Origin of the sequence: Telluria mixta, from assembly GCF_029223865.1 — a bacterium.
Lineage (GTDB): Bacteria > Pseudomonadota > Gammaproteobacteria > Burkholderiales > Burkholderiaceae_D > Telluria > Telluria mixta.
The window spans coordinates 144,788-159,216 of sequence record NZ_CP119520.1 but is presented as its reverse complement, the minus strand read 5'-3'; the positions used below and the strand labels follow the sequence as shown (position 1 = coordinate 159,216).

The window sequence follows — 14,429 nt, the reverse complement described above, 5'->3', positions numbered from 1 at the left end:
TGTTTCTCAGGAGAACTGTCTAGGAGAAATAAGCATACCCCCGGGGGTATAAGGTTGTCACGACGGCATGACTCAGCCGTATTTATGACAATCCTGTTACAAACTGATACAAAGTTGTTGCCGCAAAGGTACTAGATCCCGCGTGCCAACCGCACCGCACGGCCCAATTCGACCACGGACATGGCATAGAAATAACTGCGATTGTATTTAGTGATAGCAAAAAAGTTAGCGTTTGCTACCCAATACTCCGTCGGGTCCGCTCCATTTTGTAAATCGACGAGGCCATACAGGCGGCCATCCGGCAGGGCGGACCGTGTCGCGATGCCGGCACCGCCGAGCTCGTCCGGACGGTAGCGCGCTTCCAGGCCGCCCAGCAGCGGCTGCCAGGCGAGGCTGGGCGCCACGTCGGCCGGGAACACGGCTGGTCCGGTGTTATTGCGATCCCAGCCGTGCTGGACGAGGAAATTGGCCACGCTGCCGATCGCGTCCGCAGCGGAGCCGCGCAGGTCGACGATGCCGTCGCCGTCGAAGTCCACGCCAAGTTTCAGGATATTGCTCGGCATGAATTGCGGCATGCCGACGGCGCCCGCGAACGAGCCCAGCAGCGAGAACGGGTCGATGTTTTCCTTGCGCGCCAGCAGCAGTGTGTTTTCCAATTCGCCGCGAAAGAACGCCATGCGGTCGGCGCGGTTCGGCGCTTCCGGATAGGCGAAGGCGAGGGTGGTCAACACGTCGACGACGCGGAAGCGGCCCGTGTCGCGGCCATAGATCGTCTCCACGCCGAGGATGCCGACGATGATCTCGGCCGGCACGCCATAGGTCGCCTCGGCGCGCGCGAGGAGGTCGGCGTTCTCGTTCCAGAAGCGTACGCCGGCGTTGATGCGGATCGGCTCGATGAAGCGGTCGCTGTACGCCTGCCAGTTCTTCGGCTTGCCCGGCGGCGCCGGTTTCACGAGCTGGACGGCGGAATCGATGAAACGTGCCCGTTTGATCACATCCTCGATCTGCGCGCGTTCAAAACCGTTGCGGGCGACGATGTCGTCCTCGAATTCGCGCACGGCCTGCCAGTCGCTGAAATTGACGGCCTCGCCGTCGTAATCGATGGCGGGACGGGCGGGCGCCACGGCTTTCGCCTTCTTGCCGGCTTTTCGCCCCGCCTTGGCGGTCTTGGCGGACTTGGCCGCAGCCTTGGTGTGATGGAGCGAGGATGCGGCGAGGGCATCCGCCGCCGGCCCGGCGCCAACGGCCAGGGCAAGCAGCAGGGGAACGAAGGATTTCATCGAACTCGGGACAGCAAATCTCTCAGGATGGAAACGAGGCCGGTGCCCGGACTCTGCGGTCCGTAGCGGTAGGCGCTGTAGCGGCGCAGGAATTCCGTCGCGGCCGCGCCAGTCTCGGGGGCCAGGTCGGCAGCGGCGAGGCGCAGCGCATACGCGGTCGGCCCTTCGTCCGGCGCACGCGGCAGGCCAAGCTGACCGAGGCGCTGGCACAGGACCGAGTATAGCGCATCGACGGGGTCGGCTTTCCGCCTCTGCGAGAATTTTCTTACCAGGAACAACAGGGCGCAGAGCATGGCAATGAGCGCCAGGCTTTGCCAATGGGACAATCCTTCTTGTAAGCGTTGCACGAGATGCTGCTGGCGCTGCGGCGTGTAATTCAACACCCACTGGTTCCAGCCATTGTTGACGGCGCCGATGGCATAGCGGACGCGGCCCAGCAGCGAGTCCGGATCGGGCTGCAGGAGCCGGCCCAGGCCTTCGAAGCCGAACGGCGCGGGCGGCGGCAGCGCGCGCGCCAGGCTGCGCTGCACGCGTTCCGGCGCCACGGCGGCCGTCGGGTCGATGCGCACCCAGCCGCGCCGCGGCAGCCACACCTCGGCCCACGCGTGCGCATCGGACTGGCGCACGGTGAGGTAGCCGTCGATCGGATTCATCTCTCCGCCCTGGTAGCCCGTGACAACGCGTGCCGGTACGCCGGCCGAGCGCATCAGGAATACGAAGGCGCCCGCGTAATGCTCGCAAAAGCCGGCCCGCGTGCCGTACAGGAAGTCGTCGATCGAGTCCCGCCCCGGCAGCAGCGGCGGCTGCAGCGTGTAGACGAAGCCGCCGCCGGCAAACAGGCGCAGCACGGCCGCCACGCGGCGTCCGGGATCGGGTTCGGCCGCCAATGCCTGGCCGGCCGCGCGCGTCCGCGGATTCAAACCGTAGGGCAGCATCAGCCATTGGCCGTCGACGGGCGACGCGTCCGGCTGCAGGCTGTAGTGCACGAAGGAGACAAGGTCGTAGCGCACGCGCTCGGCGATCGGGTCGAGCGACTGGAATTCCAGCTCCCCGGACAAGGTCACGCCGTGCCCCGGCAGCTCGGGGATGGCGCGCGGCATCTCGAGCGCGAACAGCCAGCGCGTGTTCGACGGTTCCAGCGTGACCTGGTAGCCGACCGGTGTGCCGCCCACGGACAGCGACAGCGGCTGGGGCCGGGCCTGGCGCGACGGGCGCACGCGCGTCCAGGTGCGGCCGTCGTAGCTGCCCAGCACGGGGCCGCGCCAGTACAGTTGCGGCTGCGCGGGCACGGGCCCGTCGAACTTCACGCGGAACGCGACGTCTTCCGACTGCGCCAGGTTCGACATCTGCCCGGGCGCCATCGTGTCGGACAGGCCGCTCCGCGCGCTGTGGCTATCGTCCGGCATGCCCCACAGCGGTCCTTCGATGCGGGGGAACAGGACGAACGCGGCGCCCGCCAGCGGCAGCGCCAGCCCGAGCAGCTTCGCACCCATCCACAGGCGCGTGCGCAGCGGCGGCACCGTGCCCGTCAGCTGGAACGACAACTGCGTGGCCAGCAACGCGACGAGCGAGGCCAGCATCAGCAGCGCCGTCGGGATCGTCTGCGAATAAAAGAAATTGGTGAGCACCAGGAAGTAGCACAGGAACACGACGACGAACAGGTCGCGCCGCGCGTGCATCTCCAGCATCTTGAAGGCGACGAGCAGGACGAGCATGGCGACGCCCGCATCGCGGCCCAGCAGGGTGTGATAGCTGCCCAGCACGCCGAACATGGCCGCCGCCGCAATCGGCACGAGGACGACATTCGGGGCATGCGCCGGCCCAGCAAGGTGACCGCGGCGCGCCAGGCCAGCGTGGCGCCGCACAGCAGGCTTACCCACACCGGCAGGTGGGCCGCGTGCGGGGCCAGCACGAGCAGGCTGCTGGCGATCAGCAGCAGCGTGTCCTGCTTGTCCCGCGACAGGGGCGTCTTCACGCCGGCTCCTCCGGCAAGCCGTACAGCGCCAGCGCGCGCAGGCATGCTGCCTGGTGCGCCGTGCCGAGGGCCGCATCGTAGCGGATGCGGCCGAGGATAAAGCCGTAGGGCAGGGCGCGCTGCTCCGCTTCCAGGACCCAGCGGGTCATGCGTGCGAGGCGCAGTTCCACGTCGAGCCCGGACGGCAGCGCGTCGAAGTCGAGTATCAGCTCGTCGACCGTGCCGCCTTCGAACTGCTTGGTGACGAGCTGGCCGCCCAGGTCCGGATCGAGGCGTGCGATCTGGCGCCACGCGAGGTGGCGCAGCGGGTCGCCCGGCTGGTAGCTGCGCACGCCGCCGAAATCGTCGCTTCCCGTGCTGCCCACGCCGTCCGGACTGGGACGCCCGAGCATCGGCAACGGCGGCGCGTCCTGCTCGGGGAAGGGGTAGACGAGGGCGCGGCTGTCCGGTTGCCACCAGCTCCACGCGCGGAACAGCCCGAGCGGGAAGTGCGTCGACAGGCGCACGCGCGGCGCGCGCATCCACCCACGCGTGACGGTTGCCGTGCGCAGCACGAGCGTGGTGCTGCCGCCGGCCGGCACGTCGATGGCTTGCCGCGGCTCGGCCACGTGCTCGACATCGATCCAGACGGCGTAGCGGGCGAGGCGCGTCGGGTTCTCGACGCGCAGTTCGAACGGCGCGTCCTCGCCCGCGTACACGTCGGGCGCGCGGCCGGGACTCAATACGAGGCCGGCCAGGTTGCGCGTCGTCTGCACCATGTCGACGATGGCGCAGGCGCCCGCGACGAACGTGAGGCCGAAGCCGAGGCCCAGGTTGTAGTTGACCGAGCCGATCAGGAGGATCAGCAGCAGCGCACAAAAGCCGAGGCCCGCGCGCGTGGGCAGGATGTAGACGCGCCGCTGGTTCAGCAGCACGCTGCCCTGGTCGCGGGCCGTCGCCTTCCTGCGCCACGACGCACGCCTGCGGTTCAGCCAGTCGCGCGGTTGGGACATCGTGCCGGCCGCGTCCGCCATGTCAGACCGGGACCGATTTCTGCAACTGCAGCACGAGGTCGCGGCTGGCCATCGCCACGCCCTGCGCCGACCGCAACGGCCGCAGGCGGTGCGCACACACCGGCACGAGCAGGGCCTGGACGTCTTCCGGGATCACGTGGTCGCGGCCTTCCAGCGCAGCCCATGCGCGCGCGGCCTGCAGCAGCGCCAGCGTAGCGCGCGGCGACAATCCCTCCGCAAACAGCTTGCCCGAGCGCGATGCCTGCGCCAGCGCCTGCAGGTAATCGATGAGCTTGTCGGAGGCGTGGATCGCGCGCAGCGAGCGCTGGGCATCGAGCAGTTCTTCCGGCCGCATCACGGGGGCAATGGTTTTCAGCATCGCGCGCCGGTCCTCGCCCATCAGCAGGGCGCGCTCGGCGGCGGCGTCCGGGTAGCCGAGCGACAGGCACATCAGGAAGCGGTCGAGCTGGGATTCCGGCAGGGGGAACGTGCCGACCTGGTGCGCGGGGTTCTGCGTCGCGATGACGAAGAAAGGTTCCGGCAGCGCGCGGGTGACGCCGTCGGCCGTGACCTGCCGCTCTTCCATCGCTTCCAGCAGGCCCGATTGCGTCTTGGGCGTGGCGCGGTTGATCTCGTCCGCGAGCAGCACCTGCGTGAAGATCGGGCCGGGGTGGAAGACGAAGCCGTTCTTTTCGCGCTCGTAGACGGAGATGCCGGCGACGTCGGCCGGCAGCAGGTCGCTCGTGAACTGGACGCGGTTGAACCTCAGGCCCAGCGCCAGCGCGAGCGCGTGGGCGAGGGTCGTCTTGCCGACGCCGGGCACGTCGTCGATGAGCAGGTGGCCGCCAGCCAGGAGGCAGGTCAGCGCGAGGCGGACCTGCTGGTCCTTGCCGACCACGATCTGGCTGACCTGGCGGGCGCTAGCGTGCAATTTGTTGAACATGGATGGGTTCCGGTCGTCGTTCGGGGCGGCGGTGGGCGCAGGCGTGGTAGATTAACGCTGTTAGCAATCTTGACATGCCTGCGGTTGCCTTTCCCATCGATTCTATGCGAGAACGGAGGGACTTGCGGTATCGATGAGCATCAACCAGGAATCATGAGCACAGCCATTTACAGCCACCCGGACTGCTCGCTGCACGAGATGGGCAGCTGGCATCCCGAAACCCCCGAGCGCCTGCGCGCCATCGAGGACCAGTTGATCCTCGCGCGCCTGGACGGCCTCGTCGACCAGGTGAGCGCGCCGCTGGCCGACGAAGCCGACATCCTGCGCAACCATACGCAGGGGGCGCTCGACCTCGTACGCGAGAACCTGCCGGCGGCACCGGGCGAACACTATCCGCTCGACGGCGACACACTGCTGTGCAGGGACAGCTACCGCGCCGCCCTGCGCGCGGCCGGCGCCGCCGTGGCCGCGACGGACGCCGTCATTGCCGGCACCGTCGACAATGCCTTCTGCGCGGTCCGCCCGCCGGGCCACCACGCGCGGCCGACGGAGCCGATGGGCTTCTGCCTCTTCAACAACGTCGCCATCGCCGCGCGCCGCGCGCTCGACGTGCACGGCCTGGAGCGCGTCGCCATCGTCGACTTCGACGTCCATCACGGCAACGGCACGGCGGAGTCGTTCAGGGACGATCCGCGCGTGCTGATGGCCAGCTTCTTCCAGCATCCGTTTTATCCGTACACGGACCCGGAACCTATCACTGCGACCAGTATCAATGTGCCGGTGCCGGCCTACACTGGAAGCGACGTCGTCCGCAAGCTCGTCACCGAACAATGGCTGCCCGCGCTGCACGCGTTCCGCCCGCAGATGATCTTCATCTCGGCCGGCTTCGACGCCCACAAGGAAGACGACATGGGCGGCATGGCCCTCGTCGAGGCGGATTACGCGTGGATCACGCACCAGGTCGCCGGCATCGCGCGGCAGTACGCGGGCGGACGCATCGTCAGCTGCCTGGAGGGCGGCTACGCGCTGTCGGCGCTGGGACGCAGTGTCGTGGCCCACGTCAAGGCGCTCGCGGAACTCGACTGACCCGTCGAACTTCGCGCAGAGCGGCCGTATCTAACCTCCACATATCGATGAGTGGAGGACTCGATGAAACCGCTGCGTCTGCTTTTGATGTTGTGCCTGCTCCTGGTCTCCGGACTGGCGTCCGCGACCAATTACACCTTGTGGATCCACGGCCGCACGGGCGGGGCCACGATCGGTAACTACGCCGACTTTTCCTACTGGGGCCGGCGTCGATGGACGCCGGCGTCAACAAGAAAGCCGTCAACTGGGATGGCCGCAGCAGCATCGCCTCGCAGAGCGGCACGATCCGCAACGCCCTCGACTGCTTCTGCACGGGGACCAACTGGTGCTACATCGCCACGCACAGCGCCGGCGACCTGCTCATCGGCTACACGCTTGCCAACTACGGTGGCTCCGCGCGCGTGAAGAAGAACGCGCAGCCGAACGCATCGGGCGTGTGCGGCAATGCGGATGGTTCATCGCAGACGGGATGGAACATCAAGTGGATCGCGTCCGCCGCGGGTTCGGGCGGCGGCTCGGAACTGGCGGACGTCGGGGCCTGGACGACATCCGAGCCGCTCGTGCAGGACCTGCGCGTGAGGACGGCACGCGCGATGTACAACCACAACGAGACGCGCGGCATCTGGTTCTGGATGTACGCGGGCGCCGACGGCGGCCTGACGTCGGCCTTCCTGCCGGGCCAGGACGACGGCGTCCAGGCCTACCACAGCGCGGGCGCGGTCGCCGGCTCGTCGGGCGGATCCTATTGCAACCCGCAGGACTGGTTCTGCGATGTGCTGACACTGGGAGCCGGCCCGGCCGAGGGCGGGCACGCCAAGTGGGCCAACCACTGGGTCGCGTTCCGCGACGACGGCGAGGACTACAACCATTACACGGACGGGCACTGGGGCGGCATCGTCGCCGTCATGCGGGCGGCGGTCGCCGTGAACGCGCGTTGAACATTGCTCTGCGAGCCACTTATCTGGCTCGCGGGCAATTGACATACATACCGACCCTCTCTACAGTCGATTCGGCCGTAAGCTCATCGGCACCGAACCAGCGTACGGCGCACCATCCAACGACGACAATATGGAGGAGTGGAGATGAAACTGATGCGCTGGCTGACGGCGCTGTGCCTGCTCGGCATGACGGGACTGGCATCGGCGACGAACTACACGCTGTGGATCAACGGCCGCACGGGCGGCGGCACGATCGGCGACTACAACAGCTTCACGTATTGGGGCCCGTCGTCGACAGCGGCGGGCGTCAACAAGAAGGCCGTCAACTGGGACGGCTACAACAGCATCGCCTCGCAGAGCTACCACATCCGCGACGCGCTCGACTGCTTCTGCACCGGCAGCAACTGGTGCTACATCGCCACCCACAGCGCGGGCGACCTCATGATGGGCTACACGCTCGCGAACTACGGCGGCTCCGCGCGCATGAAGAAAAACGCGGCGCCGAATTCGTCGGGCGTGTGCGGCAACAGCGACGGGACGTCGCAGACCGGCTGGAACATCAAGTGGGTGCGCGCGGCGTCCGGCGCGGGCGGCGGTTCCGAGCTGGCCGACTACGGCTCGTGGGCTGTCTCCGACCCGCTGACGCAGGATCTCAAGACGACGACCGCGCGCGCCATGTACAACCACAACACGACGCGCGGCATCTGGTTCTACATGTACGCGGGCGCCAAGGGCACCGCGTATTCCGGCATCCTGCCCGGCCAGGACGACGAGGCCGTCGCGTACCACAGCTCGGGCGGCGTGGCCGGCAGTTCCGGCGGTTCGTACTGCAACCCCAGCGACTGGCTGTGCAACGACCTCGCGCTCGGCACGGCCGCGAACGAGGGCGGCAGTGCGAAGTGGAGCTACCACTCCGTATCGTTCCGCGACGACAGCGAAGCCTACAACCATTACACGAGCGGGAACTGGCAGGGCATCGTGTCGGTCGTACGCAATGCGATGGTGAACAGTGCCCTCTAGCCGTAACCGTAACGACAAGCCGCCGCCGCGACGTCCGTCCGCGGCGCCGCGGCCGCGTCTGCGCCGGCTGGCGCTGGCGGCGGCCGCCGTCGCCGTGATCGGGCTGCTCGTATGGAGCGCCATGGACCACGGCGCGCCGGTGCCCGCGGCCGCGGTTGCCCAGGCCCCGGCCCCGCGCGGACCGCACTTCTTCGGCCAGGTCCAGGCCACCGACCTGCCGCTGCCGGACGACCGCAATAACCGGCGCCGGCAACTGGTCGAGAACGTCCAGCTGGCCGACCACACATATTGCAGCTACCGTACGTCCAGCCAGTACCCGGTCGGCTCGCGCCCGATGACGGAAAATCCCGACCAGAACCGCCCCAACGATCCCGTCGCCTCGACGAACCCGATGCGCCTGGACAGCGGCGGCGCCAACACCGGCGTGCAGTTGCAGACGTCGCAGTCGCGCGTCTACATGGCGTCCGGCGAATCGGTGGCGTTCTCGCTGCGCGCCGTCGACGCCGGCGGCAAGACGCTCCCCCTCGTGATCACCCGCGCCCTTGCGCAAGGCATCACGTATGCCGGCACGCGCCAGACGCCGCAGGTCAGCATCCCGTTCGTGGACGACGGCACGGGCGCCGACCCGGTGCCGAACGACGGCGCCTTCGCCGGCGTGCTGGCGCCCGCGCAGACGGGGCTCGCCGCGTTCAACGGCACGATCCGCACCGAGGTGCGCTACAACGTGGGCGGCAAGACGGGCGTCGTGCAATTCGACGTCATCTACACGCCCGAACTGCCGGCCGTGTGGACCGGCGCGCCGCGCGAAGCCGTCGAGGAAGGCTCGCTCGTGTTCCACCTGCCGCTCGACGTGCGCATGCCCGGCCGCTACATCGTGAACGGCCGCGTCGACGACGCCCGCGGCCATGCCGTCGCACTGCTGACCTTCAACGAGGTGCTGGGCCCCGGTCCGAACGACATCAAACTGACGATGTTCGGCAAGCTGCTGCGCGACCAGACACCCGCGCCGCCCCTCACGTTGCGCGACGTCGACGGCTACCTGCTCAAGGAAAACACCGACCCCGACCGCGCGCTGCTGCCGCGGCTGCAGGGCAAGGTCCTGACGGCGGCGGCCCACTCGCCGAAAAGCTATTCGGATGACGAATGGCAGAGCGAGGAACGGTCGCGTTATCTCGCCGAATTCGGCAAGGATCTGCGCGAGGCGCGTGGCCGACTCGCTGCGTTCGACCCGGCCGCGCCGTTGCCGCCAAGCGAGTGCATGCCTGCAACACGGTAGGGCGATTTGCGTGAACTGGGGTAAAATACCCGGTTGCACGCAAATTTTTGAAGGTAGAGCATGTCGATTCAATGGTTCCCGGGCCACATGGCCGCCGCCCGCAAGCAGGCCGCGGAGCAGATGGAAAACACCGATGTGGTCATCGAGGTCCTGGACGCCCGCCTGCCGCAGGCGAGCAGCAACCCGATGGTCGAAGAGTTGCGCAAGTTCCGCCAGCGCCCCTGCCTGAAGGTCTTGAACAAGACCGATCTCGCCGACCCGGCCGCCACTGCGGCCTGGGCCGCGTGGTATGACGCCCAGGAGGGCGTGACCGCGTATCCGATGACGACCAAGAAGCCGTCGGACGTGGCGAAGATCCCCGACCTGTGCAAGGCACTGGCCCCGCACCGCGGCGTGCCGACGAAGCCGCTGCGCATCATGATCATGGGCATTCCGAATGTGGGCAAGTCGACGCTGATGAACGCGCTGCTGAAAAAGCGCGTGGCCAAGGTCGGCGACGAACCGGCCGTCACGAAGTCCCAGCAAAAGCTCTACCTCGACAAGTTCACGGTGCTGGTCGACACGCCGGGCATGCTGTGGCCGAAGATTGCGATGGAAAGCGACGGACTGATGCTGGCGGCCAGCCACGCGATCGGCACCAACGCCGTCATCGAGGAAGAAGTGGCGGAATACCTGGGCGGCCTGCTGCTGCAGCGCTACCCGCAACTGCTGACGGCGCGCTACGGCATCAAGACGGAAGGGCTGGACGGCTTCGGCGTGATCGAGGGCGTCGCCCAGCGCCGCGCGTTCCGCGTGCGCGGCGGCGACTACGACTACGAAAAGGCGGCGCACGTGCTGCTGCAGGACTACCGCCAGGGCGCGCTGGGCCGCATCAGCCTGGAAACCCCGCAGACGCGCGCCGAGGCGCTGGAGCGTCACCGCATCGAGATGGAAGAGAAGGCGCGGATCGCGGCCGAGAAGGCGGCGCGCAAGGCGGAAGAGGCGGCGCGCGGGAAGCGCGGCACCTGATCAGGCCGCGGCGCCAAACCTGAAACTCGACACCGTCAACGCCCCAAAGAAACTCTCTTCGTGATACACGCACGCGGCCGGCTCCTGCTCGGCCGCGCCCAGCGCCACCCACAGCGGCACGAGGTGATCTTCGCGCGGATGCGCCATGCGCGCATATGGCGCCTCGCTCCAGTGCAGCAGCGCCTGTTCGCGGTCGGCGGGAGACAATTCCAGCAGCACGTGCTGCAGCCACGTATCGAACGCGTTCGACGCCAGCGCGCCGCCCGGGCCGAACTGGCGCAGATTGTGGAACGACAGGCCGCTGCCGAGGATCAGCACGCCCTCGTCGCGCAGCGGCGCCAGCGCGCGGCCGGCGGCCAGGTGCACGGCCGGGTCGTAGCCGTGGCGGATCGACAGCTGCACCACCGGCATGTCGGCCTCGGGATAGATCGGTGCCAGCATCGAGAACGTGCCGTGGTCGAAGCCACGCTCCGCGTCCAGGCGGGCGGGCTGGCCGGCGTCGTTCAGCAGCTGCGCGACGCGTGACGCCAGCTGCGGTTCGCCCGGTGCCGGATAGCGGATCTGGTACGTGTGCGGCGGGAAGCCGCCGTAGTCGTAGATCATGTCCGGCGCCGTGCCTGACGACACCGTGAAGTCGTCCGTCTCCCAGTGGCTCGTCACGACGAGTACCGCTTTCGGACGCACGCCGATCTGCCGCTTGATGTCGACCAGCGACGCTTCCAGCTCGGCATACGTGGGGCCGTACTGGTCCTTCATCCACGGCCACGGGCCGCCTCCGTGCGAGACGAAATAGGTGGGCAGGCGGGTCATGGCAGGCTCCTTCAGGCGGCAATCGAAACATTCATGGTAGCGGATCGCGCGGATCAGCGCAGGAGCGCCGTCAGCGCAAACAGGCGCGCCATCCGCATCCACCCGAGCACGAGCACGACGAGCTGGGCCAGCACGACCGCGCCCACGGTGCCGACCGTCCCTAGCGCCGGCACATGCACGCGCGCGAATGCGAGCAGGGCGGCCACGACGAGACCGGCCGCGGTGATGCCGAGCCAGGTGCCCAGCAGTGCGAGTGGCCGGCGTACCAGCTGCCCGCAGCCGCGCCACCACGCGCCGATGACGGACGTGCGGCGGCGGTCGGCGGCCAGCATGGCGCGGCCGATGTCGACCGTCGCGTGGGCCAGCAGGAGCAGCACGACGGCCGCCAACGTGGCCAGGTGCGCGGCGCGTTCGGCGTCGGTTTCCAGCAGCGCCGTCTCCGCGACCTGGCCGGCCAGATGGTGGGCCGAGCTGCCGACCATGCCGGCCATCCCTAGCGGCACGACCGACCACGCGAGCATGCGCGCCATGCGCGGGTAAAACTGCGCGCCGGCGGCCAGCAGCGTGCCGGATGCGAGCGGCTGCGGTGCGCGTGCGGCCGCGAGCGCCATCCCGGCCAGCAGCGGCGACAGCAGCAACGTCAGCACCAGCGCGACGAGGCTGCCCGCGCCCAGCGCCGGCGCGTATTGTTCGCGTGCGGCATGCAGGATGTCGGCGTACGCGATCATGTCGAGGCGTCCCGCCAAACGTGCCGCGTACACCGAGTGATCGAGGCTGGCGGACAGCAGCTCCCACATGGGCAGCGCGGCGACGACGGTCGGCAGCAGCAGGAGCACGGCCCACCACAGCAGCAATCGCCATTGCAGCGCGGCGCGTGCCGCGTTTTGCACGCCGTGCGGGCCGGCCGCGCGCTGCGCGCGTGACGGGGATTCGAGGATCGTTTCGGTCGTCATAAGGTGGCGATCAGGGCAAGGAGGTAGTTGACGACGGCCGCGAACTCGAGGCCCCAGCGATGCGATGCGCTCGCATCCGGGTCGAGCGTGCGGCTGTCGTCGAGCTTGTTCACGTCCAGGTAGTGCAGCCGCTGCGGATCGAGTTCGGCGGAGACGGCCTTCGCCGGCTTCGTCCACGTGAACCTGTGCCAGCGTTCGTCGGCATCCCAGCGCGCGGTCTCGGTGCTGCCGTCGGCGAACTTCACGACGAGCGTCTGCGGCACCGGCGCGCCATGGCGGCGGACCGTCACGTCCGTGCGGTACGGGTACGGGCCGGTGCCGTCCGGATGCGTCTTGCGCCATGCCGCGCGCGCGGCGTCGATGCGCCTGTCGACGGCGCCCTGGCTCTCGTGCGCGCCGGGGAGTGGCACCAGCTCCGTGCTCGTGAGGTCGGCGATGCTGTCGTCGACGCGGGACACAGCGTAGACCTGGCGGTCGAACGCGTCCTCGATGACGGCGCGCTGGCCCGTCACCTCGGCCAGCGTCTCGCGCAGGTCGGCGGTGCTCGGGTGGCGGAACTTCCAGCGCCGGTAGTATTCCTTGAACGCGCGCTCCATCGGCGCGCGGCCGATGCGCGCTTCCAGGTCGCGCATCAGGATCGCCGTGCGCGTGTAGACGGGGCCGATGTCCTGCAGGCGATGCCACGCGTTGGCGCCGGGCGGGTCGGCCGGGTCATGGCGCGGCGTGGCCGTGCGTTCGGCGTCGAAGGTCGGATAGCCGGGCGCGAAGCCGAGCCTTGCCAGCAGCGGCGTCGCGATGTACGCGAGCTGGCCCTGGTCGCGCATCATGCGGTTGTCCCAGTATTCGTTGAGGCCTTCGTCCAGCAGCGGTTCCTCGAATTCGTTCGACGCGAGCAGGCCGTAGAAATAGCTGTGGCCGAATTCGTGGATGGTGACGAAGGCGAGGGCGAACTGGTTCACAGTGCGCGGTTCGACGGTCCGGTAGGCCTCGGCCGTGAAGAACGTCGGGTATTCCATGCCCGCCGCTTCCTCCGCGTTGTAGGGCGGGATCACGATGGTCAGCGTCTTGTATGGGTACGGGCCCAGCGTGTTCGAGAAATACGTCAGCGATTCCTTGGCCGCCTTCAGCGCGGGCGCCGCGCTGGCCGCGAATTCGGGCGGGTACAGCACGGTCACCGTCACCGTCGGGCTGCCGGGGCCGGACCATGTGTCGACGAGCGGTTTCGCGGTCTGGTTGTCCGCTGTCCAGGCGAAATCGTGGACGTCGCCCTGCACGAAGCGCCACGTGCGCATCCCGTCCTTGTCGATTGGAGCGCCATGCGGTTCGCCCGTCGCGCCCACGGTGTAGTCGCGCGGGACGGTGAGCTTGACGTCGTAGCTGCCGAAGTCCGCGTAGAACTCGGAATTCAGGTGGTACTCGTGCACGTTCCAGCGCGGCGTCGTCGCGCCCCGTTCCCCCGGCAGTTCCAGCACGCCGATCTTGGGGAACCACTGCGCGACGAGGTGGAAGGTGCCGAAGTACCCGGCGCGCGCGACGACGCGCGGCAGTTGCGTGACGAAGTCGATGTCGAGCGTCGTCGATGCGCCCGGCGCCACGGCCTGCGGCAGGTCGAAGCGCACGACGGTGCGGTCCGTCGCCGGGCCGTTGTCCGGATGGACGAAGGTCCACGGCACGTTGGTGCCGCCTTGTGCGACGCGGTGCAGGGCGATGTGGCCCCACGCGTCCTTGATGTCGACGCCGGAGCGGAAGGTGCCGTCGCGCTCGCGCCGTTCGGTGAAATACGTGCTGCCCGCGCTCTCGAACGCGTTCATGTACAGGTGCAGGTAGACGCTCCTGACGGCGACGTTGCTGCGGTTGCGCCACGTGAGCCGCTCGCGGCCCGTGACCGTGTGCTTGACCGGGTCGAGCGTGGCGGCGATGTCGTAATGGACGACGCGGTCCGACAGCGTGGGCTCGCGGCCCGTGCGCGGGCCGCCCCACGCATCCGGGCTGCTGGGGATGCGGACGGCGGCGGCATCGGGCTTGGCCAGGGCGATGCCGTCGGGTGACGATGGAAGCTGCGGTGCGGCGAACACCGCCCCCGCCAGCAGCAGGACGGCGGCAAGGGCGAAGCGGACACTGAAACGAGGATGCATGCGGGACCCCTGG

General features: G+C 68.5%; 12 protein-coding genes. 5 read left to right on the top strand and 7 right to left on the bottom strand.

Features of this window, described 5'->3' with window-relative positions; genetic code table 11:
* Positions 1-131: 131 nt before the first annotated feature.
* The 4 genes from mltB to P0M04_RS00680 form a co-directional block, all read right to left on the bottom strand.
* Complete coding sequence (gene mltB, locus P0M04_RS00695) at positions 132-1,280, bottom strand: lytic murein transglycosylase B (RefSeq protein WP_259452395.1); 1,149 nt, start codon at positions 1,278-1,280, stop codon at positions 132-134.
* Positions 1,277-3,160 (bottom strand): transglutaminase TgpA family protein, encoded by a 1,884-nt coding sequence (locus tag P0M04_RS00690; protein WP_281042274.1) that lies wholly within the window; start codon positions 3,158-3,160, stop codon positions 1,277-1,279. Before P0M04_RS00690 ends, mltB begins: the two co-directional genes overlap by 4 nt.
* Positions 3,161-3,251: 91 nt before the next feature.
* Positions 3,252-4,247, bottom strand: coding sequence for a DUF58 domain-containing protein (locus P0M04_RS00685; RefSeq protein WP_259452397.1), 996 nt, complete (start codon positions 4,245-4,247; stop codon positions 3,252-3,254).
* Between the two features lie 22 nt (positions 4,248-4,269).
* Complete coding sequence (locus tag P0M04_RS00680; RefSeq protein ID WP_259452398.1) at positions 4,270-5,190, bottom strand: AAA family ATPase; 921 nt, start codon at positions 5,188-5,190, stop codon at positions 4,270-4,272.
* Between the two features lie 153 nt (positions 5,191-5,343).
* Between P0M04_RS00680 and P0M04_RS00675 the strand changes: the two genes are divergently transcribed.
* From P0M04_RS00675 to ylqF, 5 genes are all read left to right on the top strand, one after another.
* Complete coding sequence (locus tag P0M04_RS00675) at positions 5,344-6,276, top strand: histone deacetylase family protein (RefSeq protein WP_259452399.1); 933 nt, start codon at positions 5,344-5,346, stop codon at positions 6,274-6,276.
* Between the two features lie 212 nt (positions 6,277-6,488).
* Entirely contained in the window at positions 6,489-7,214 is a 726-nt protein-coding gene (locus P0M04_RS00670) for a hypothetical protein (RefSeq protein WP_281042273.1), read from the top strand.
* A gap of 144 nt (positions 7,215-7,358) precedes the next feature.
* Complete coding sequence (locus tag P0M04_RS00665; protein ID WP_259452401.1) at positions 7,359-8,234, top strand: hypothetical protein; 876 nt, start codon at positions 7,359-7,361, stop codon at positions 8,232-8,234.
* On the top strand, positions 8,224-9,510 hold the full coding sequence (locus P0M04_RS00660) for a choice-of-anchor X domain-containing protein (protein ID WP_259452402.1): 1,287 nt from the start codon (positions 8,224-8,226) through the stop codon (positions 9,508-9,510). Before P0M04_RS00665 ends, P0M04_RS00660 begins: the two co-directional genes overlap by 11 nt.
* Positions 9,511-9,597: 87 nt before the next feature.
* Positions 9,598-10,518: a ribosome biogenesis GTPase YlqF gene (gene ylqF, locus P0M04_RS00655; RefSeq protein ID WP_281042444.1), complete on the top strand. Its 921-nt coding sequence runs from the start codon at positions 9,598-9,600 to the stop codon at positions 10,516-10,518.
* On the opposite strand, the gene P0M04_RS00650 is transcribed toward ylqF, so the two are convergent.
* From P0M04_RS00650 to P0M04_RS00640, 3 genes are read right to left on the bottom strand one after another with little or no spacing between them, the layout of a single operon-like run.
* Positions 10,519-11,328 (bottom strand): DODA-type extradiol aromatic ring-opening family dioxygenase, encoded by an 810-nt coding sequence (locus tag P0M04_RS00650; RefSeq protein WP_259452404.1) that lies wholly within the window; start codon positions 11,326-11,328, stop codon positions 10,519-10,521.
* Positions 11,329-11,381: 53 nt separating this feature from the next.
* A complete protein-coding gene (locus tag P0M04_RS00645) occupies positions 11,382-12,281 on the bottom strand; it encodes a hypothetical protein (protein ID WP_259452405.1) in 900 nt (299 codons plus the stop codon).
* Positions 12,278-14,416 carry a M1 family metallopeptidase gene (locus P0M04_RS00640; protein ID WP_259452406.1) on the bottom strand — a complete coding sequence of 713 codons (2,139 nt, stop codon included), beginning with the start codon at positions 14,414-14,416 and terminating at the stop codon, positions 12,278-12,280. Before P0M04_RS00640 ends, P0M04_RS00645 begins: the two co-directional genes overlap by 4 nt.
* Between the last annotated feature and the right edge of the window lie 13 nt (positions 14,417-14,429).